The organism is Flavobacterium limnosediminis JC2902 (genome assembly GCF_000498535.1).
Taxonomy (GTDB): Bacteria; Bacteroidota; Bacteroidia; order Flavobacteriales; family Flavobacteriaceae; genus Flavobacterium; species Flavobacterium limnosediminis.
This window is the reverse complement of the sequence record NZ_AVGG01000003.1, coordinates 165,152-184,261: the sequence shown is the minus strand read 5'-3', so window position 1 is coordinate 184,261 and position 19,110 is coordinate 165,152. Positions and strand designations below refer to the sequence as shown.

Genomic DNA, 19,110 nt, shown 5'->3' with positions numbered 1-19,110 from the left:
TGTTATTTAAGTAATTGTTTTTCAGTATTTCGGATTACCCAAACAACTCCGCAACCACATCCTCAATTTTTGCCACCAATTTAATCTCAATCAGCGTGTTTTTGAGTGCGATTTTGTTGTATTTGGATACGAAAATGGTCGAAAATCCTAATTTTTCAGCTTCCTGTATGCGTTGTTCCACGCGGTTCACGGGACGGATTTCTCCTGAAAGTCCCACTTCGCCTGCAAAACAAAAATTCTTTCCTACCGGAATATCCTCGTTAGACGATAGTATCGCGGCCATTACTGCTAAATCAATTGCAGGATCGTCTACGGAAATCCCACCGGTGACGTTCAGGAATACGTCTTTCGAACCCAAGTGAAATCCGGCGCGTTTTTCCAATACGGCCAAAATCATATTCAGTCGTTTGGCGTTGTAACCCGTGGTGCTGCGTTGTGGCGTTCCATACACAGCCGTGGAAACCAAAGCCTGTATTTCTATCATCAAAGGGCGCATGCCTTCCAGAGTAGAGGCGATGGCGGTGCCCGAAAGTTCTTCGTCTTTATGAGAAATCAGAATTTCAGACGGATTGGCAACTTCACGTAATCCGGAACCCAGCATTTCGTAAATACCCAATTCGGCCGTAGAGCCAAATCGGTTTTTGAGTGAACGCAAAATACGGTACACGTGATTCCGGTCGCCTTCAAACTGCAAGACGGTATCGACCATGTGTTCCAGAATTTTAGGCCCGGCAATGTTTCCGTCTTTGGTAATGTGTCCGATCAGAATAACGGGAACGTTGGTTTCCTTGGCAAATTTGATCAGTTCGGCCGTGGTTTCCCTGATTTGGGAGATACTCCCCGGCGATGATTCGATATAATCGGTGTACAAGGTTTGGATCGAATCGATAATCACAATTTCCGGATCGATTTCCTCAATCTGACGGAAAATGTTCTGGGTTTTGGTTTCGGTCAGGATATAACAGTTGTCGCCGTTGGGAGTAATCCGTTCGGCGCGCATTTTTATCTGTTTCTGACTTTCCTCTCCCGACACATAAAGCGTTTTGTAAGGCAGTTTCAGTGAAATTTGTAGCAGGAGCGTACTTTTTCCGATACCCGGTTCGCCACCCAAAAGCGTTAAGGAGCCCGGGACCAATCCGCCGCCCAAAACCCGGTTCAACTCGCCGTCTGTGGTGTCCATGCGGATTTCTTCCGCAGAATCAATTTCGTTTATTTTTAAAGGTTTGGCTGCCTTTTTAACCGATGAAGATTCAGTCTTCCAGGCTACTTTTTCTTCTTTATGAATGACTTCTTCTACAATGGTATTCCATTCTTTGCAGGCGGTACACTGGCCTTGCCATTTGGCAAACTGCGTACCGCAACTCTGGCAGAAAAAAGCGGTTTTTATTTTCGACATTATTATTGTTTGGGTTCTTCTGTTGGGGTTTCAGTCGGTGTTTCCGTTGGTGTTTCCGTTGGTGTTTCTGTTGGTGTTTCTGTTGGTGTTTCTGCTGGAGCATCCGTTGGTTGTTCCTCCGTTGCTTCATTTTTGCGGTCTTTTCCTTTTTTCAGTTGCCCTTTAATGGCGTCGGCACGTTCCAGCATCATGTCTTTCGTCAGATCACGAATCGGTGATAAACCGAAGGCCGTCATAAATGCTTTTTGTGCTTTGGCCGGTTCTCCCATATTGTCGTAATACATGGCTTTGTGGTATTCGCTCAACATGGTTTTAGGGTAGTTTTTCTTCGCTAATTCCGAAAGAGGCAGTAAGTCTTCGTAATTTTTGTTCTTCATGATAGCTGCTTCGATGGCCTTAAAATCGGTAAGACGAATCTTTGGCATATAGCCTAATTTCTTTTGGATGTTGGTGTATTTGTCAACAAGATATTGTGTGTGTCCTTTTTCCAGTTTGCCCAGTTTTTCCTGAAATTCATTCATCGAAATGGGTTGGTAACCGTCAAAAATGGCTGTAATGGCACTGTTAATGGCTGGTGGTACCAAGGCATAATGACCGGTGTTTTTAAAATCGTCGAAAGTGTATTTCACAAAATCATTTTTTACAGCCTTGGCGCCTTCGTCCAATATCTTGATGCGGTCTCTCATCGGTTTCAAATCGCCATCGGCTGTAGCCAGATAAAAGAAAATGGGTTTTTGGGCAATTTTAAGTCGTTCCGGAATACGTGTTTCCATTTCGGCTGGCAATTCAGGGCTTAAACATAGATAAGCATTGAAAACAGGATTGTCTTTATACAGGTATGCGTTCAGGAAACCAGCGGTTAAATCGTGACCGGCAATCATTCGGAAAGGTGCTACTCGGAATTTCTTTTCGATGTACGGCAGCAATTCAATACCGATGAATTCGAAGAATTTTGCAGCCTGTTCAGTCGGGAGTCCGTCTTCGTCAAACTGTGAGTCGTATTCACGTTCATTCGATTTATTCTGGCCGATACCCACGATAATCACTTCCGGAAGATCATCCCAATAGGCACCGTATTTCATGGTACCCAATACCGGGTCAAGTAAAAACTCGCTGTCTAAAACTACGAAAACAGGATATTTTTTATCTTTTGCGGATTCGTAAGAAGGTGGAAGGATGATGCTGATGTCGCGTGCTACACCCAGTTTTTGTGATTCAAACGGTTCATCAAAGCGTTGTGCGAACAAAGAACCTGTTAAAAACGTGAAGAGTAGGAGCAATTTTAGTTTCATATAACTTATCTGTATTTAACTGTTAAAAAAGAACAGCAATATAGTAAATTATTTTTTCGGATTGAATACAGGTAAAAGTAAAAACGAAAGTCCGCCCAAAAGCACTACCAAAGCGGTTTGTGAGGTCCACAAAATCCATCCGAAAGCGGTTCCTGCTGTTTCCGGAATGTTGTAAAGTACCAGGATCTGTGCAATCATCAACGGGAAAGCGCCAAAACCACCATTGGTAAACGTTACGGCAAGGCTTCCTACCACGAAAGCAGTGACGATTACACCAAAACCGATGTTAGTGGTTTCGGGTAATGCGAATATGGCGGAATAAAAAGTCAGCACGTAGGAAATCCAGATAACTGCCGTAAGAACCATAAACGGAACGCGATGAGGCATTTTAAAGGCGCTAAAAAGGCCTTCTGCCAAACCGGCGATTTTTTCCTTGATGAAGAGTATTGGTTTCCAGTTTGAGTAAATGAAAAGCAGGACAGTGAACAGGAATCCCAATATGCCGATGAAGCCTACGTATACTAATTTTTCCACCGGAATAATTGTTTCCAGAAATGATTTCAGTTGGTTAAATTGTAAAATGAGGGCGGTAAGGATGAATCCGATAAGTATGAATAAATCGATTACCCTTTCGGCGATAATGGTTCCGAAAGCTTTGTCAAAGGGGATGTCATTGTATTTTTTCAGTACCAGAGCACGAGATACTTCGCCTGAACGGGGAACCGTATAGTTCATTAGGTATCCGATGCAGACTGCGGAAAAATTATTCGGGAAACTGGAAAGATAGCCCATGTGCTCCAGGCTGTAGCGCCAACGATAGCCTCGGGCAGCCAGACTTACGATGGAAAAGAAAGATGAAATAGCGATGAAGCTATAGTTGGCATTTTTAAAATAGCCTTTCATTTCTTCCAACTGCTGGTCGGTAAACTTGTTGTAAGTGTAAAAAACCAAAAAAACTCCCAACAAAAGCGGGAGTCCGATACTGATCGATTTTTTGATTTTCTCGTTCAAGTTTATGTCAGTGAATTATCATGTTCGTTAGGGAACACCAAAGCCGGTTTAAAATCTTTGGCTTCTTCGCAGGTTAAGATTCCATAGGCAATAATGATGATAATATCACCTTTGTGGACTTTTCGTGCGGCCGGTCCGTTCAGGGTTATCTCACCGGTATTTCTTGGTCCGGTAATTGCGTAAGTCTCCAAGCGTTCCCCATTATTCAGGTTTACAATGGATACTTTTTCGCCTTCATAAATGTTGGAAGCTTCCATTAAAGCTTCGTCAATAGTAATACTGCCGATGTAGTTTAAATCGGCTCCAGTCACCTTTACGCGGTGAATCTTGGATTTAACAACGTGAATTTGCATAGTGCAAAGTTATATCAATTTAGTGAAATATTATCTATTAATCTGATGTTGTTTATGAAAACAGCGATAAAGCCTCGGTATTTTCCGGTTTTGCTTTTCCTTTTGCAGGGTAATAAAGTGGCTTCATCGGCAATCTCAAAATACTCCAGCTGGAAGTTCGGGGATTTTTCGAATTCCTTGGTTACAAAAGCGATGACTTCTTTTGCGGTTTGTTTTCCGAATTTTATTTTGGCTGCTTTTAAGGTTTTGTAGATGAGGGCCGCTTCGTTTCGCGCTTCTTCGGAAAGCCTTTCGTTACGGGAACTCATAGCCAGGCCGTTGGGTTCACGATGTATCGGGCAGCCGTGAATGGTTACCGGAAGCTTATGTTTTTCGGTCATCTTTTTTATAATCTGCAATTGCTGAAAATCTTTTTCCCCAAAATAGGCATTGGTGGGGGTAACTATTTCAAACAGTTTTTTTACGATGGTGCCTACGCCATCAAAATGTCCCGGTCGGTGCGCGCCTTCCATCTGAAATTCCAATCCGTCGTAATCAAAGGCAGTCGATTTGGTGTCGCCTTCGTAAATGTCCTCCACGGCGGGAGCGTAGATAACGATTTCATCCGAAAGGGTGCTGATTTTCTCTACATCGCGTTCCAGCGTACGCGGATAATTGGTCAGATCTTCCGCATTGTTAAACTGTGTCGGATTCACAAAAATACTCACAACCGTAATTGCATTGTGCTTCGTGGATTCTTTTATCAGTGACAGGTGACCCTGATGTAAAGCACCCATGGTGGGAACAAAGCCGATTTTGGTTTTTTGAGAGCGAACTGCTGTTAAATGTGCCGTTAAATCTGCTTTTTTATTGAAGATTAACATTTTCTTCGTGTTTAAATTGACTGCAAACTTACTATTTTGTCAAATAACTGCATAAATTTTTGTAATTTTGCATGTTTTTTGTACCCAATTTTTAAAAATAAAATACAGATGGAGGATAAGAGGATATTGTATGTATCATCTGAAGTAGTGCCTTACTTGGCTGAAAATGAGGTTTCTTTAATGTCGTATGACGTGCCGAAAATGATTAACGATCAGGGAGGGCAAATACGCATTTTCATGCCGAGATACGGAAATATTAATGAGCGCAGACATCAATTGCATGAGGTGATTCGGTTGTCGGGAATGAATTTGGTGGTGAATGATATGGACATGCCTCTGATTATTAAAGTTGCTTCGATTCCGAAAGAACGCATTCAGGTTTATTTTATTGACAACGACGAATATTTCAAACGCAAAGCCACGTTTACGGACGAAGAAGGCGTAATGTATCCCGATAATGACGAGCGCGCCATTTTCTTCGCAAAAGGAGTGGTGGAAACCGTTAAGAAATTAAACTGGGTGCCGGATATTATCCATGTTCATGGTTGGATGGCGGCCATGTTGCCAGTGTACATGAAGCATTTCTACAAAAACGAGGCGCTTTTTGCTGATACTAAAATCGTAACTTCTGTTTACAGCCAGTCTTTTGACGGAACGTTGGATATGGAAATGCTTAAAAAAGTGACTTTCGACAATGTGCCGGAAGACCAGGTAAGTGATTTGGCAGTGCCGAATTTTGAAAACATCATGAAAGCGTCCATTATGCATTCGGATGCGGTCATTATTGCTTCTGAAGAAGTGTCGCCAAGTTTAACAAAATTTATAGAAAATTCAGACAAACCTTTTTTACCTTTCGTGCCGAAAGAAAAATTTGCGGAAGTATATACTAATTTCTACAAAACGCAGGTTTTATAATAAATTGATTTAGATAAAAAAATGAATAAAATAGCTTTGGTTAAGAGGTTTCTGTTGTTGGTTTCCGTTATTTTCTTTGCTTCTTGTGATAAAGATTTTAATACCATCGGATCTGACATAGTCGGTGAGGATTATTTTGATTTTACAAAAACGGAGCAGGAAGTCACTGCTTATAATTTTCCAACAGGTCCGGTACAAACCAATAATTTGCCTCTGAATTCGCTTGGAGTCTATAATAACCCGGTTACAGATTTAGGTTCAACTACTTCTCATTTTGTAACACAGGCAGAATTGCCGGTTTCAAATGTTATCGTGAATTCTAATCCTGTAGTTGACTCGGTATGGGTTTATGTGCCTTTTTTTAGTACCCAAACCGGAACAGATGCTGATGGCATACGTCAGTACGAGCTGGATTCCATTAGTGGAGATGAAAACGGTGCGGATTTGGAAGATCAGAAGTTTAAGTTGAAAGTATATGAGAATGGTTATTATTTAGGGAATTACAATCCTAATAATACCAATGGTACACAACGACATTATTCAGATGATAAAGATAAAGTTGAAGTGAATAAGCGCGGGGCTACCGCTATTGATAATCCTGCATCGATGGTTAACGGATTGCCGTTGAATAATGGTTCGTTGGCTGAAAACGATGAGTTTTTCTTCAATGATGAAGAGCGGATTATTTATAAAACGAATGGTGAAGGAGAGTATGTGGACGCATCTGGAGTGGTTTTGACGGATCAGGGTGATATTGGAGACCGGGTAGTTCAGGAACGTTTCGCTCCCGGAATCTGGTTGAATCTTAACAAAGCGTATTTCGCGGAGAGGATATTAAAGGCGCCGGCAGACCAGCTTGCGAACAATAATACGTTTAAGAATTATTTCCGAGGGTTGTATTTTCAGGTAGAAGCCATTGCGGGACAAGGTGCCATGGCGTCGTTGGATTTTTCCAAAGGCTACATAAGGATAACTTATAACACAGATAATGTTCTCAGTTCGCCAACGGCTACAGAAATACGATTAAAGAGGACTCTGCAGCTTAAACTGGGAGGGAATTGCATTAATTTCTTTGATACCAGCTATAGCTTGCCTTCGAATCCAAACAGAATTCATTTAAAAGGAGGAAACGGGTCGATGGCTTATGTTGATCTTTTCGGTGCGGACGACGTGTCGGATTTAGACAATGTTCCGGAAGATTTGGAAGTGTTACGTGCCAGTGGTTGGATGATCAATGAGGCCAATCTGACATTTTATATTGATAAAACCTCGATGAGGTCAGATGGTAATCCTAATACAGAGGAATTGGCGCCGAACAGAATTTATCTGTATGATTACAAAAACAAAAAGCCTATTTTGGATTATTTGGCCGATGGTTCCACTAACAGTGCCAATCCTAAATACAACAAAAGAGGATTTGGTGGAATTATTGAAAAAGATGCCAATGGGGATATGGTTAAATATAAAATCAGAATTACCGAGTATTTAAAAAATGTAATTAAACACAAGGATTCGACGAACTACAGATTGGGGATAGCGGTTTCTGAAAGTATAAATTTAACAACCAATGCGTATCTCAAACCTGCAAGCGGACAGCAGCCTAGTGCAATGATTCCGCTTTCATCGGTAATCAATCCTCTTGGAACGATTTTATACAGTCCTACTAGTGAGGACCCGACAAAAAGACTTAAATTAGAGATTTACTATACAAAACCTGACTAATTATGTGTGGAATAGTTGGATATATAGGTTACAGAGAGGCATATCCTGTAATCATTAAAGGATTAAAAAGATTGGAATACCGTGGGTATGACAGTGCTGGTTTGGTTTTGAGTGAAGATGGAATATTTAACCTTTCCAAAACGAAAGGAAAAGTTTCTGATCTGGAAGCCAAAGCTGAAAAAGAGTTATCGTTAAAAGGAACGATGGGTATGGGGCATACACGTTGGGCCACGCATGGTGTGCCGAATGATGTTAACTCACATCCTCATTTTTCGAATTCCGGAGAATTGGTGATTATCCATAACGGAATTATTGAAAATTATGAGCCGCTTAAGAAAGAGTTAATCAACCGCGGTTATGTTTTTCATTCGGATACCGATACCGAAGTGTTGGTAAACTTGATTGAAGAAGTACAGAAAAAGGATAATTTAAAATTAGGGAAAGCTGTTCAGGTGGCTTTAAATCAGGTAATCGGGGCTTATGCCATTGCGGTTATGGATACAAAATCACCGAACGAAATTGTTGTGGCGCGTTTAGGAAGTCCATTGGCTATCGGAATCGGTGAAGGTGAATATTTTATCGCATCCGATGCTTCTCCTTTTATTGAATATACAACCAATGCTATTTATCTTGAGGATGAAGAGATGGCAATCGTTCGTTTGAACAAGCCTATGAAAGTTCGTAAAATCAAAGACAATGCTTTAGTTAATCCGAACATTCAGCAACTTCAGATGAATCTGGAGCAGATTGAAAAAGGGGGTTACGATCATTTCATGTTGAAGGAAATTTACGAGCAACCGAGTGTGATTAAGGATACATACCGTGGTCGTCTTCATGCCGATAAAGGAATTGTTCAGATGGCAGGGGTGGAAGATAATCTTGAGAAATTCACCAATGCGAATCGAATCCTGATCATTGCCTGTGGTACATCATGGCATGCCGGATTAGTGGCAGAATATGTTATTGAAGAGTTTGCACGTATCCCTGTTGAAGTGGAGTATGCATCCGAATTCAGATACCGAAATCCGATCATCTACCCTGATGATGTGGTAATTGCTGTCTCACAATCGGGAGAAACGGCAGACACTTTGGCGGCGATTAAGTTGGCTAAGGAAAAAGGAGCATTTGTTTTCGGAGTGTGTAATGTGGTGGGTTCGTCTATTTCGCGTGAAACACATGCCGGAGCCTATACGCATGCCGGACCGGAAATCGGAGTGGCTTCCACAAAAGCATTTACGACTCAGATTACTGTGTTGACCATGATAGCACTTCGTTTGGCTAAGGCTAAAGGAACGATGAATAATTCCGATTATCAGCGTTATTTATTGGAATTGGAGTTGATTCCGGAAAAAGTGGAAGAGGCATTACAGACCAATGAAGTGGCAAAAACCATTGCAGGAATTTATAAAGATGCGCCTAACTGTTTGTATTTAGGACGTGGTTATAACTTCCCGGTGGCGCTTGAAGGTGCTTTGAAATTAAAAGAGATATCCTATATACATGCAGAGGGTTATCCGGCTGCCGAAATGAAACACGGGCCAATTGCCCTAATTGACGAGCACATGCCGATAGTGGTGATTGCGCCAAAACAAAATCATTACGATAAAGTGGTGAGTAATATTCAGGAAATCAAAGCGCGAAGCGGAAAAATCATCGCGGTGGTAACCAAAGGTGATACTCAGGTGCGTGCGTTGGCGGATCATGTAATTGAAATTCCGGATACGTCTGAGGCTTTAACGCCGTTGTTAACGACCATCCCATTACAATTGCTTTCGTATCACATTGCGGTGATGCGCGAATGTAATGTCGATCAGCCCAGAAACCTAGCAAAATCGGTTACTGTGGAATAATATTTAAAGCGGATTTTAACGGTCCGCTTTTTTATTTAAAAAAATTCAAAATTTAATTTTCTTTTTTAGCAGATAAAAAACTATCTTTGCGCTCTGAAAAAAGAGGTTTTTTCAAGAAACGTAAATAGCTGTTTAATAAATACATAAGCAATGTCTAAAGTTACAGGAAAAGTTGCACAGATTATCGGACCGGTAGTTGACGTGGTTTTCAACACGCAAAATGCCGAACTTCCAAAGATTTATGATTCATTAGAAATCATTAAAAAAGATGGTTCAAAATTAGTACTTGAAGTGCAGTCTCACATTGGTGAAGATACAGTTCGTACTATTTCAATGGATTCAACGGATGGTTTAAGTAGAGGTACTGAAGTACTTTCAACTGGTAATCCAATTCAAATGCCAATCGGTAAAGATATCTATGGTCGTTTATTTAATGTAATCGGAGACGCTATTGATGGTCTTGGAGATTTGCCAAAAGAAGGTGAGAATGGTTTGCCAATTCACCGTCAGGCTCCAAAATTCGAAGATTTATCAACTTCATCAGAAGTTTTATTCACAGGGATTAAAGTAATCGATTTGATTGAGCCTTATGCAAAAGGAGGTAAAATTGGATTGTTCGGCGGTGCCGGTGTAGGTAAAACGGTATTGATTCAGGAGCTGATCAACAATATTGCAAAAGGTCACGGTGGACTTTCCGTATTCGCAGGAGTAGGTGAAAGAACACGTGAAGGAAATGACTTGCTTCGTGAGATGTTAGAGTCAGGTATTATCAAATACGGAGAAGATTTCATGCACTCTATGGAAAATGGAGGATGGGATTTGTCTAAAGTTGATAAATTAGGAATGAGAGATTCGAAAGCGACTTTCGTGTTCGGTCAGATGAATGAGCCACCTGGAGCTCGTGCTCGTGTAGCTTTATCAGGTCTTTCTATCGCTGAGTATTTCCGTGACGGAGCTGGTGAAGGACAAGGAAAAGATGTATTATTCTTCGTTGATAACATCTTCCGTTTTACACAAGCAGGTTCTGAGGTATCCGCGTTATTAGGACGTATGCCATCTGCGGTAGGTTACCAACCAACATTGGCTACTGAGATGGGTGCGATGCAAGAGCGTATTACATCAACTAAAAAAGGTTCCATTACATCGGTACAGGCGGTTTACGTACCTGCGGATGACTTAACGGATCCGGCGCCGGCAACAACGTTTGCGCACTTGGATGCAACAACAGTATTGTCTCGTAAAATTGCTGAGTTAGGTATTTACCCTGCAGTAGATCCATTGGATTCTACTTCTCGTATCCTTACACCTCAAATCTTAGGAGATGAGCACTACAACTGTGCACAAAGAGTAAAAGAGATTTTGCAGAAATACAAACAATTACAGGATATCATCGCGATCTTAGGTATGGAAGAGTTGTCTGAAGAAGATAAATTATCCGTATCAAGAGCACGTCGTGTACAACGTTTCTTGTCTCAGCCGTTCCACGTAGCAGAGCAGTTTACAGGTATTCCGGGTGTATTGGTTGATATTAAAGATACTATCAAAGGATTTAACATGATTATCGACGGTGAGTTAGACCACTTACCTGAGGCAGCGTTCAACTTGAAAGGTACCATCGAAGATGCTATCGAAGCGGGACAAAAAATGTTAGCGGAAGCATAATTTAGTATTCAGTTATCAGTCGCAGTATTCAGAACTGAGACTGTAAACTGAGACTGTAAACTAAACAAAAATGATTGTAGAAATTGTATCACCAGAAGCTACTTTATTTTCAGGAGAAGTTACCTCGGTAGCGGTTCCGGGAGTAAACGGCGAGTTTCAGATGCTGAACAACCACGCGCCAATCGTGTCGTTGTTAGGAAAAGGTAACGTGAAAATAGTTGGTTCCAACATTAAGATTGCTAAAGAGTTTGTAAGCAAGTTCAACAAGATTAATGAGCAAACCTACTGGTTGCCTGTTTCATCGGGAACGATTGAAATGAATGACAATAAAGTAATTGTTTTAGCCGACTAAGACAATTGGATCCGAGCGTAGCGAACTGTACGCAATAAAATAAAAGGAAAAAGTCTCGAGAAATCGGGACTTTTTTTATAATAGGCGGCAACTGGTAACGGATTTGAATCTTTCCGATGATGGTTCTGCGGCGCTCCAACTGTAAATTAACAAAGGAATATGCTTTTAATACAAATTCAATGTTTAAATTTATAGCTTATTAATACAGATGAAAATCAACTTCGTTTACATACTGCTCTTCTTTTCGCTAACCGTTTTTTCGCAAAACGAACAGTTGGCGCAGAATTATTTTGACCGTGGCGAATTCGAAAAAGCCATCGTGGTTTACGAAGATGTTTTAAAAGTCCAACCCTTCAATTATGCGGTTTTGCAAAAGACAATTGCCTGCTACCAGCAATTAAAGCAATACGATAAAGCCGAAAAACTGATTCAAAACCGTATTGAGAAAATGAAACTGGACAACCTCTATGTCGAGTTGGGGTACAATTATCAGTTGCAGAAGAATCAGGAGAAAGCGGATAAGAATTACACCATTGCCCTGGAAAAAATAAAGGAAAATCCAAACAATGTCTACGGTATTGCCTATGCTTTCGAACAAAAGGTGTTGGTAGAGAAAGCTATTCAGGCCTACGAAATCGGGAAAACTGCCAATCCGAATTTAAATTTTGATTACCAACTGGCCTTGTTGCAGGGACAATTGGGGAATATGGAACTGATGACCGACAAGTTGCTCGATTTTGCCTTTTCCAATCCGCTGAACCTGCCGATGGTGCAAAACCAGCTAACGCGTTTCATAACCGAAGACGCCAGCGAAAGTTTCAACGCCTATCTGAAAAAAGCCCTGCTTATCCGAACCCAAAAAACACAGGATATTTTCTGGAACCGGTTTCTGAGTTGGTATTTTGTACAGCAAAAGGAGTATGGCAAAGCGTTCATGCAGGAGAAAGCGATTTTCAAACGCGAACCGGATAATTTCTTTACGATTATCAACCTGGCCAAACTCGCCATTCAGGAAGACGAAACGGAAACCGCCACCGAAATATTGAATTTCATTCTCGAAAACACCCAAGATCTGGAATTGCAGATGGAAGCGCATCATCAGTTGTTGGCAATGGAAATTGAGAAAGCTTCGGCTAAAGACTATCCGACACTAAAAGAAAAACTCAATCTGTTATTGAAGAAATATGGTATTTCTCCCTATTCCCTGCAATTGCAAATCCAGTCTGCTCATTTTGATGCCTTCTATTTAAAGCAATTTGAACCGGCAAAACTTACATTGAGTAAAGCTTTGGAATTGCCGCTGAACAATTATCAGAAAGCGGAAGTGAAAGACGAATTGGCTGATATCTTATTGTTAGATGAAAAATTCAATCAGGCAATTATCTATTACGCTCAGATTGAAGACGATCTGAAAAACGATGAAATCGGACACCAGGCCAGTTTAAAAATGGCCAAAGCGAGTTATTTCAAAGGAGATTTCGATTGGGCACAGAAACAGTTTAAGGTATTGAAATCGTCCTCCTCCCAATTGATTGCGAATGACGCTTTGGAATTATTTCTGTTGATCAGTGATAATACTGTGGAAGACAGTACGCAGGTAGCCTTAAAGAAATTTTCACGCGCCGACTTCCTGCTTTATCAGAACAAAAACACCGAAGCGCTGAACGCTTTTAAAAGTATTTTGGAACAGCACAAAGGTCAGGGTGTGGAAGACGAAACCCTGCTGCGGGTCGGACAATTGTATGAGAAGCAAAACGATTATGCGCAGGCACTGACATTCTATCAACAGATTCTGGATAACCATAAAGAAAGTGTCTATACCGATGAAGCCCTGTTTTACTCGGCAGAAATCTACCGCAAGAATTTGCAGGATGCCGAAAAGGCAAAAGCACTTTACGAAAAAGTGATTTTCAACCATCAGGACAGTATTCATTTTGTTGATGCCCGAACAAATTACAGGAAGCTGCGGGGCGATACGAATTTATGATAGACATTTTAGAAGGTTAGACATCTTGGAAAGTTAGATTTTCAGAACTTTCAGAAGAAGCAGAAAATTTTAAATAGTAATAATCTAAGTCAGTCTAATAATCTAAGTCAGTCTAATAATCTAACAATCTAAAAATGATAATCTACAACGTAACCATAAATATACACGAAAGCGTGCACGAACAGTGGATGCAATGGATGCAGGAAAAACACATTCAAGACGTTTTAAATACCGGGAAATTCACCTCGGCGCGTTTGGTAAAAGTATTGATAGAAGAAGAAATGGGTGGAGTAACCTATTCCATTCAGTACACCACCGATTCCAAGGAAACCTTAGAACGTTATTACCAGGAAGACGCACCAAGACTTCGTGAAGAAGGATTACGTCTTTTTGGCGATAAAATGCTGGCTTTCCGCACCGAATTGGAACTGATTTCAGAATATTAAGTCAGACTTTTTAGATTTTTAGACTGATTTAGACTACTTAGATTTTTTTGGATTAATGCTGTTTTTAAATAGCCCTAGTCTAAGATGTCTAATAATCTAATTTTCTAAGAAGTCTAAGTCAGTCTAAAAATTTAGCAATCTAAGAAGTCTAACAATCTAAGCAATCTAAACAATGGATAAAGTAACAGCAAAAAAACACCTTGGGCAGCATTTCCTTAACGACGAAAGCATTGCCAAAAACATAGCCGATGCTTTGACATTGCAGGGTTATAAAAACGTATTGGAAATCGGTCCGGGAATGGGAGTGCTTACCAAATACTTACTGGAAAAGCCCGTCGATACCTATGTCATCGAAATCGATACCGAATCGGTGGCCTATCTCGATGCGCACTACCCGAAACTGCACGGAAAAATCATCTCTAAAGATTTTTTAAAATACAATATCAAAGAAGTTTTTAACGACGAGCCGTTCGCCATCATCGGAAACTTCCCGTATAATATTTCAACCCAAATCGTGTTCAGAACACTGGAACTGCGTGACCAGATTCCGGAATTTTCAGGTATGTTCCAAAAAGAAGTGGCTGAGCGTATCTGTTCTAAAAAAGGAAGCAAGGTTTATGGGATTCTATCCGTATTGGCACAGGCCTTTTACGATGTGGAGTACCTTTTCACTGTAGATGAACACGTGTTTACACCACCACCAAAAGTGAAGTCCGGTGTGATGCGCATGATCCGTAAGGAAAACTACAAATTGCCTTGTGATGAAAAATTACTGTTCACCGTGGTAAAAACATCCTTCAATCAGCGCAGAAAAACCATGCGTAACAGCTTAAAATCGATGAACCTGTCGGATAATTTAAGATTAGATAGTATCTTTGACCTCCGTCCGGAACAACTTTCGGTGGAACAATTTATAGAACTTACCATAAAAATAGGAGCCGATGGAGTTTAAAATCAGCAAAGACCTAATTCAACAATTAGAGCAACTCATTCAAAGTAAAAACGACCAGCAACTGGAAGTATTGCTGAATGACCTGCACCATGCTGATATTGCCGAAATCCTTGACGAACTGGATTTCGACGAAGCTACCTATATTTTCAAAGTGCTGGATTCCGAGAAAACGGCGGAAATCCTGCTGGAACTGGAAGACGATTTAAGGGAAAATATCTTACGCCGCCTTTCAGCCAAAGAAATTGCCGAAGAGCTCGATGAGTTGGATACCGATGACGCGGCCGACATTATCGCCGAACTTCCGCAGTCCAAAATGGAAGAGGTTATCTCCGAGCTGGAAGACGTTGAACACGCCAAAGACATTGTCGATTTGTTGCGTTACGACGAAGATACCGCCGGAGGTTTGATGGGAAAAGAGTTGGTGAAAGTCAACGTAAACTGGAACGTACTCACCTGCGTAAAGGAAATGCGTCAGCAGGCCGAGCACGTAACCCGCGTGCACTCCATTTATGTGGTGGATGACGAAGACCGCCTAAAAGGCCGTTTATCGTTGAAAGACTTACTGACTACCTCTACCAAAACTCCCATCAGTGAAGTTTACATCAAAAAAGTAGATTACGTGAAAGTGGATACTCCCGATGTGGAAGTAGCCCGTATCATGCAGAAATACGACTTGGAAGCCATTCCCGTGGTGGACGAAATGGGCCGATTGGTGGGCCGTATCACCATTGATGATATTATCGACGTAATCAAGGAAGAAGCCGACAAGGATTACCAGTTAGCAGCCGGTATCTCGCAGGACGTGGAAGCGGATGACAGCATCCTCGAACTCACCCGTGCGCGTTTGCCGTGGTTGGTTTTGGCTTTGTTTGGTGGTTTTGTCACCGTTCATGTAATGGGGCTTTTTGAAGCCGTCATGAAAGAACACGGCAAACTGTTTTTCTTTACTCCGCTTATTGCCGCGATGGCCGGAAATGTGGGCGTGCAATCCTCGGCGATTATCGTACAGGGTCTGGCGAACAATGCCATTACCGGAACCTTAGCGCAGCGTTTGCTTAAAGAACTTTCCCTGAGTTTGCTTAATGGTTTTATTTTGGCAGTCATTTTGTTTTTAGGCAGTCATTTTTTGTTGGGCTTTGAGTTTGCTATTGGTGAAGTTGTTGCCATTGCCTTAATTACGGTAATCATCACTGCTTCCCTGATCGGAACCTTTATTCCCATAGTCCTGAACAAATACGGTATCGACCCCGCATTGGCGACCGGACCCTTTATTACCACCAGTAACGATATTCTCGGGATTTTAATTTACTTAAATATCGCCAGAGTCATCTTAGGGTTTTAGTTTTTTTTTTGAAGCGAATGGCTTGGGTTTCTTTGCAATCCATGTTCCTGCTGTCCGTTCTATTTTTACACCTGACAGTCACGCCAAGGCGTGACTGTCAGGTGTAAAAGATGCCACTCCCATCAGGGCTGGTAAGAAAACCGTTTTTGTATTTGCTGTGACCCATCCAGTACCTGAAAATCTGCAAAAATCCGAACAATCTGCGTGAAATGCATAACCTTAAATAAAATATCCAAACAATTAGTATGTTTTTGTTTTTTGCGATAAATTGTATCAGTCAGCACGGATTGATCTGTGAAAATCTGTGTAATTTGTGGCTAAACTATTTTTAGAAACTGAAAACGAAATCTACAGTAGTGTATGGTTTTAAGTGCTTTTAAAGCTAATGAAAAAGTTTCTGGTGACCGGTTGTTGTCAAGCCGATTTTTTTGATGTCACCGAAATCCCTATCTTTATTTTTTATTTCAACGCTATGGCCACCGCACAACGCACCCTGCAACCCGTTACCGAAACCAAAATCCTTCATATCGACAGTAACCATCCGTTGTTGTGGGAGCAATTACAACAAGCCGGTTTTCAGAATTTCGAAGATTTTAAATCTTCCAGACAGGACATCGAAGCTAAGATCCATGAGTACCACGGCATTGTTATCCGCAGCCGTTTTAAAATCGACAGCAACTTTCTTGACAAAGCCACCAACCTGCAATTTATCGCTAGGGTGGGCGCCGGGCTGGAAAGCATCGACTGCGAGTATGCCGAAAGCTTAGGTGTTGCCTTAATCGCCGCGCCCGAAGGCAATCGCAATGCGGTGGGGGAACACGCACTCGGAATGCTGTTGTCGCTTTTCAATAACCTGAATAAGGCCGACAGGGAAGTACGCACCGGGCATTGGAACCGCGAAAGCAACCGCGGGCACGAACTCGACGGCAAAACCGTGGGTATCATCGGGTACGGGAACATGGGAAAATCGTTTGCCAAAAAACTCCGCGGCTTTGATGTGGAGGTGTTGTGTTACGATATTTTAGAGGATGTAAGCGATGAAAATGCGCGTCAGGTGAGTTTGGCTGAATTTCAGCAGAAAGTCGATGTGGTGAGCCTGCACACGCCCTGGACGCCCGGAACCGATAAAATGATCAATACCGATTTTATCAATGCCTTTGTCAAACCGTTCTGGTTCATCAACACCGCCCGAGGCAACAGCGTAGTGAGCGCCGATTTGGTGGCCGCCCTGCAATCCGAAAAAATCCTGGGCGCCGGACTGGATGTGCTGGAATACGAAAAACTCTCGTTCGAACATTTGTTTGAAGACGAAAAACCCCCTGCTTTCGAGTATTTACTGCAAGCCGAGAATGTTCTGCTTACCCCACACATCGCCGGATGGACAGTGGAAAGCAAAATCAAACTGGCACAGACTATCGTGGATAAGATTGTACAATTGTATCGGTAGATTTTATTATAATTGTAAGCCACAGATTTTAGGATTTACACAGGGTAAAATCCGTGCTTATCCTAAAATCTGTGGCAAAAATTATAAGCATTCTAGCCGCAGATGCTTTTATTCAAGAATGATTTTCTTTGTGAATAACTGCCCGTCGTCTTTTTTGACAGACAGATGATAGATCCCTTTCGGACAGTCATTCATATTGATTTCGATCTTGTTGTCGTTTTGTCGTACTGTAATATTTTCCAGTTTTTGTCCGAGCAGATTGTAAACCGACAATTCGGCTATGGCGATATTGTTTTTGATTTCAACCGTTACGTAGTTTTTCGAAGGAATTGGATATACCAGAATGTCTTCGGTAAAAAGATTCTCATCAACACCAAGACTGTTTTGCAGGTTACCGGTTTCCATGGTGCCTAAACCATTTGTGGCCTCCCAAAAATTATAGGACGATGAACCATCAGAGGCTGTTCGGCCGAACTTTTCAGAATAATCATCCAACAAACTCCATTGAGAGGTGGTAAGTGGGGTGTCGGTTAAACAAATCACCAGTAATTTGAAGTTCTTTTGTGACGTCGCTGAAGAAGGACTTCTGGTTCCCATTAACGTTTGTAAAGAAGCCGGTGTATAGGTAATTCTGGTAGTGGCCGTGAATGTATCCGTAGTGCTATTGGTACTCAGTGCAGTAATCCCTTTGAACACATCAAAGTTACTGACACCTGAAAGCGGAATCATTCCCATCAAATACAATTCGAATTGGCTGTACGGAACGGAATTTCCGCCATTGGCGTTCGGTCCGAAAGTGCCTACAGTATAGGAACCGCCACCGTTGTTAACGAGGGTGCTTTGCTGAAAACCGCCCAGTTGCCCCTTTGTGCTTCCTCCGGTAAACCCCCAATGCGGTAGGTAGGCGAAGGAAGTTAAACCGGTTCCGTAACCTGGGACGGATTCGGTTTGCAGGACGAAATTTCCCCAATTGTGCATTAATTCGTGTAGGGAAGGCCCTGCTCTCAAATAGTCTCTTCGGGCCAAATGCAGCACGGCTTTCAGTTTTCCGGCCGACCCATAACTGCTGCAGTCATTGAAATTTGACATTCCGATACCCGATATATTATTGGAAACTTTCATTAACTGGCCCGAGGGCAGGTTAGAAGGTCTGGTATCTTCATTCAGAATTAAAAAAATGAAATCGAAATGATCCTGGAATTTGACGTAGATATCCTGGAAAAGGGCCTGACGGATTGCAGTATTATTAAACTGATCGTTCACTTTCCAGTTGTTGTATTCGGTGGGTGTCATCTGAAGTGATGCGACGCGGTTGTTGGGGTGGATTTCTATGGGGTGCGTCTGTGACTTTCCGTTTTGTGCCAGCAGAAACAAAGAAAAGAGAAGGGGTAGTTTTAGTTTCATAGTTGGTAGGTTTTGGTTTTTTATAATTAGCTATGATTGTTTAAAGCCTGAAAGGGTTGCTTTTTTATGAAATTCTGTTCTGAATAGGCATATTTAATTATTGTTTATACGTAAAA

At 41.6% G+C, this 19,110-nt stretch carries 16 protein-coding genes; 10 read left to right on the top strand and 6 right to left on the bottom strand.

Going from position 1 to position 19,110, the window contains the following annotated elements; all coding sequences use genetic code 11:
• Positions 1 to 34: 34 nt before the first annotated feature.
• From radA to panC, 5 genes are read right to left on the bottom strand one after another with little or no spacing between them, the layout of a single operon-like run.
• Entirely contained in the window at positions 35 to 1,396 is a 1,362-nt protein-coding gene (gene radA / locus FLJC2902T_RS05385; protein ID WP_023578761.1) for a DNA repair protein RadA, read from the bottom strand.
• 2 nt (positions 1,397 to 1,398) lie between these two features.
• Positions 1,399 to 2,688: an alpha/beta hydrolase gene (locus FLJC2902T_RS05380; protein ID WP_035677361.1), complete on the bottom strand. Its 1,290-nt coding sequence runs from the start codon at positions 2,686 to 2,688 to the stop codon at positions 1,399 to 1,401.
• Between the two features lie 48 nt (positions 2,689 to 2,736).
• Complete coding sequence (locus tag FLJC2902T_RS05375) at positions 2,737 to 3,699, bottom strand: lysylphosphatidylglycerol synthase transmembrane domain-containing protein (RefSeq protein WP_023578759.1); 963 nt, start codon at positions 3,697 to 3,699, stop codon at positions 2,737 to 2,739.
• A gap of 2 nt (positions 3,700 to 3,701) precedes the next feature.
• The gene (gene panD / locus FLJC2902T_RS05370; RefSeq protein WP_023578758.1) at positions 3,702 to 4,052 is read right to left on the bottom strand and encodes an aspartate 1-decarboxylase; all 351 of its coding nucleotides are present in this window, start codon (positions 4,050 to 4,052) and stop codon (positions 3,702 to 3,704) included.
• A 14-nt stretch (positions 4,053 to 4,066) separates the two neighbouring features.
• Positions 4,067 to 4,915 carry a pantoate--beta-alanine ligase gene (gene panC / locus FLJC2902T_RS05365; protein ID WP_023578757.1) on the bottom strand — a complete coding sequence of 283 codons (849 nt, stop codon included), beginning with the start codon at positions 4,913 to 4,915 and terminating at the stop codon, positions 4,067 to 4,069.
• Between the two features lie 108 nt (positions 4,916 to 5,023).
• Between panC and FLJC2902T_RS05360 the strand changes: the two genes are divergently transcribed.
• The 10 genes from FLJC2902T_RS05360 (at position 5,024) to FLJC2902T_RS05315 (ending at position 17,590) form a co-directional block, all read left to right on the top strand.
• Complete coding sequence (locus FLJC2902T_RS05360) at positions 5,024 to 5,830, top strand: glycogen/starch synthase (protein ID WP_023578756.1); 807 nt, start codon at positions 5,024 to 5,026, stop codon at positions 5,828 to 5,830.
• A 21-nt stretch (positions 5,831 to 5,851) separates the two neighbouring features.
• The gene (locus FLJC2902T_RS15735) at positions 5,852 to 7,552 is read left to right on the top strand and encodes a DUF4270 domain-containing protein (protein WP_023578755.1); all 1,701 of its coding nucleotides are present in this window, start codon (positions 5,852 to 5,854) and stop codon (positions 7,550 to 7,552) included.
• A gap of 2 nt (positions 7,553 to 7,554) precedes the next feature.
• Positions 7,555 to 9,402: a glutamine--fructose-6-phosphate transaminase (isomerizing) gene (gene glmS / locus FLJC2902T_RS05350; protein WP_023578754.1), complete on the top strand. Its 1,848-nt coding sequence runs from the start codon at positions 7,555 to 7,557 to the stop codon at positions 9,400 to 9,402.
• A gap of 150 nt (positions 9,403 to 9,552) precedes the next feature.
• A complete protein-coding gene (atpD, locus tag FLJC2902T_RS05345; RefSeq protein WP_023578753.1) occupies positions 9,553 to 11,064 on the top strand; it encodes a F0F1 ATP synthase subunit beta in 1,512 nt (503 codons plus the stop codon).
• 70 nt (positions 11,065 to 11,134) lie between these two features.
• Positions 11,135 to 11,416, top strand: a complete 282-nt coding sequence (locus FLJC2902T_RS05340; RefSeq protein WP_023578752.1) for a F0F1 ATP synthase subunit epsilon — start codon at positions 11,135 to 11,137, stop codon at positions 11,414 to 11,416.
• A gap of 208 nt (positions 11,417 to 11,624) precedes the next feature.
• Positions 11,625 to 13,403, top strand: coding sequence for a tetratricopeptide repeat protein (locus tag FLJC2902T_RS05335; RefSeq protein ID WP_023578751.1), 1,779 nt, complete (start codon positions 11,625 to 11,627; stop codon positions 13,401 to 13,403).
• A gap of 134 nt (positions 13,404 to 13,537) precedes the next feature.
• The gene (locus tag FLJC2902T_RS05330; RefSeq protein WP_035677359.1) at positions 13,538 to 13,849 is read left to right on the top strand and encodes a DUF4286 family protein; all 312 of its coding nucleotides are present in this window, start codon (positions 13,538 to 13,540) and stop codon (positions 13,847 to 13,849) included.
• Positions 13,850 to 14,021: 172 nt separating this feature from the next.
• Positions 14,022 to 14,801: a 16S rRNA (adenine(1518)-N(6)/adenine(1519)-N(6))-dimethyltransferase RsmA gene (rsmA, locus tag FLJC2902T_RS05325; RefSeq protein ID WP_023578749.1), complete on the top strand. Its 780-nt coding sequence runs from the start codon at positions 14,022 to 14,024 to the stop codon at positions 14,799 to 14,801.
• Complete coding sequence (gene mgtE / locus FLJC2902T_RS05320) at positions 14,791 to 16,143, top strand: magnesium transporter (protein ID WP_035677357.1); 1,353 nt, start codon at positions 14,791 to 14,793, stop codon at positions 16,141 to 16,143. The genes rsmA and mgtE overlap by 11 nt, the downstream gene beginning before the upstream one ends.
• Positions 16,144 to 16,615: 472 nt before the next feature.
• A complete protein-coding gene (locus tag FLJC2902T_RS05315) occupies positions 16,616 to 17,590 on the top strand; it encodes a 2-hydroxyacid dehydrogenase (protein WP_051364259.1) in 975 nt (324 codons plus the stop codon).
• 108 nt (positions 17,591 to 17,698) lie between these two features.
• On the opposite strand, the gene FLJC2902T_RS05310 is transcribed toward FLJC2902T_RS05315, so the two are convergent.
• Positions 17,699 to 18,994: a T9SS type A sorting domain-containing protein gene (locus FLJC2902T_RS05310; RefSeq protein ID WP_023578746.1), complete on the bottom strand. Its 1,296-nt coding sequence runs from the start codon at positions 18,992 to 18,994 to the stop codon at positions 17,699 to 17,701.
• Between the last annotated feature and the right edge of the window lie 116 nt (positions 18,995 to 19,110).

What these genes read in the sequence shown, in the direction of transcription:
- panD (WP_023578758.1), bottom strand. Translation starts at nt 4,052, where the DNA reads ATGCAAATTCACGTTGTTAAATCCAAGATTCACCGCGTAAAGGTGACT.
- FLJC2902T_RS05360 (WP_023578756.1), top strand. Translation starts at nt 5,024, where the DNA reads ATGGAGGATAAGAGGATATTGTATGTATCATCTGAAGTAGTGCCTTAC.
- FLJC2902T_RS15735 (WP_023578755.1), top strand. Translation starts at nt 5,852, where the DNA reads ATGAATAAAATAGCTTTGGTTAAGAGGTTTCTGTTGTTGGTTTCCGTT.
- FLJC2902T_RS05380 (WP_035677361.1), bottom strand. Translation starts at nt 2,688, where the DNA reads ATGAAACTAAAATTGCTCCTACTCTTCACGTTTTTAACAGGTTCTTTG.
- FLJC2902T_RS05310 (WP_023578746.1), bottom strand. Translation starts at nt 18,994, where the DNA reads ATGAAACTAAAACTACCCCTTCTCTTTTCTTTGTTTCTGCTGGCACAA.
- FLJC2902T_RS05330 (WP_035677359.1), top strand. Translation starts at nt 13,538, where the DNA reads ATGATAATCTACAACGTAACCATAAATATACACGAAAGCGTGCACGAA.
- FLJC2902T_RS05315 (WP_051364259.1), top strand. Translation starts at nt 16,616, where the DNA reads ATGGCCACCGCACAACGCACCCTGCAACCCGTTACCGAAACCAAAATC.
- radA (WP_023578761.1), bottom strand. Translation starts at nt 1,396, where the DNA reads ATGTCGAAAATAAAAACCGCTTTTTTCTGCCAGAGTTGCGGTACGCAG.
- mgtE (WP_035677357.1), top strand. Translation starts at nt 14,791, where the DNA reads ATGGAGTTTAAAATCAGCAAAGACCTAATTCAACAATTAGAGCAACTC.
- rsmA (WP_023578749.1), top strand. Translation starts at nt 14,022, where the DNA reads ATGGATAAAGTAACAGCAAAAAAACACCTTGGGCAGCATTTCCTTAAC.
- FLJC2902T_RS05335 (WP_023578751.1), top strand. Translation starts at nt 11,625, where the DNA reads ATGAAAATCAACTTCGTTTACATACTGCTCTTCTTTTCGCTAACCGTT.
- FLJC2902T_RS05340 (WP_023578752.1), top strand. Translation starts at nt 11,135, where the DNA reads ATGATTGTAGAAATTGTATCACCAGAAGCTACTTTATTTTCAGGAGAA.
- atpD (WP_023578753.1), top strand. Translation starts at nt 9,553, where the DNA reads ATGTCTAAAGTTACAGGAAAAGTTGCACAGATTATCGGACCGGTAGTT.
- glmS (WP_023578754.1), top strand. Translation starts at nt 7,555, where the DNA reads ATGTGTGGAATAGTTGGATATATAGGTTACAGAGAGGCATATCCTGTA.
- panC (WP_023578757.1), bottom strand. Translation starts at nt 4,915, where the DNA reads ATGTTAATCTTCAATAAAAAAGCAGATTTAACGGCACATTTAACAGCA.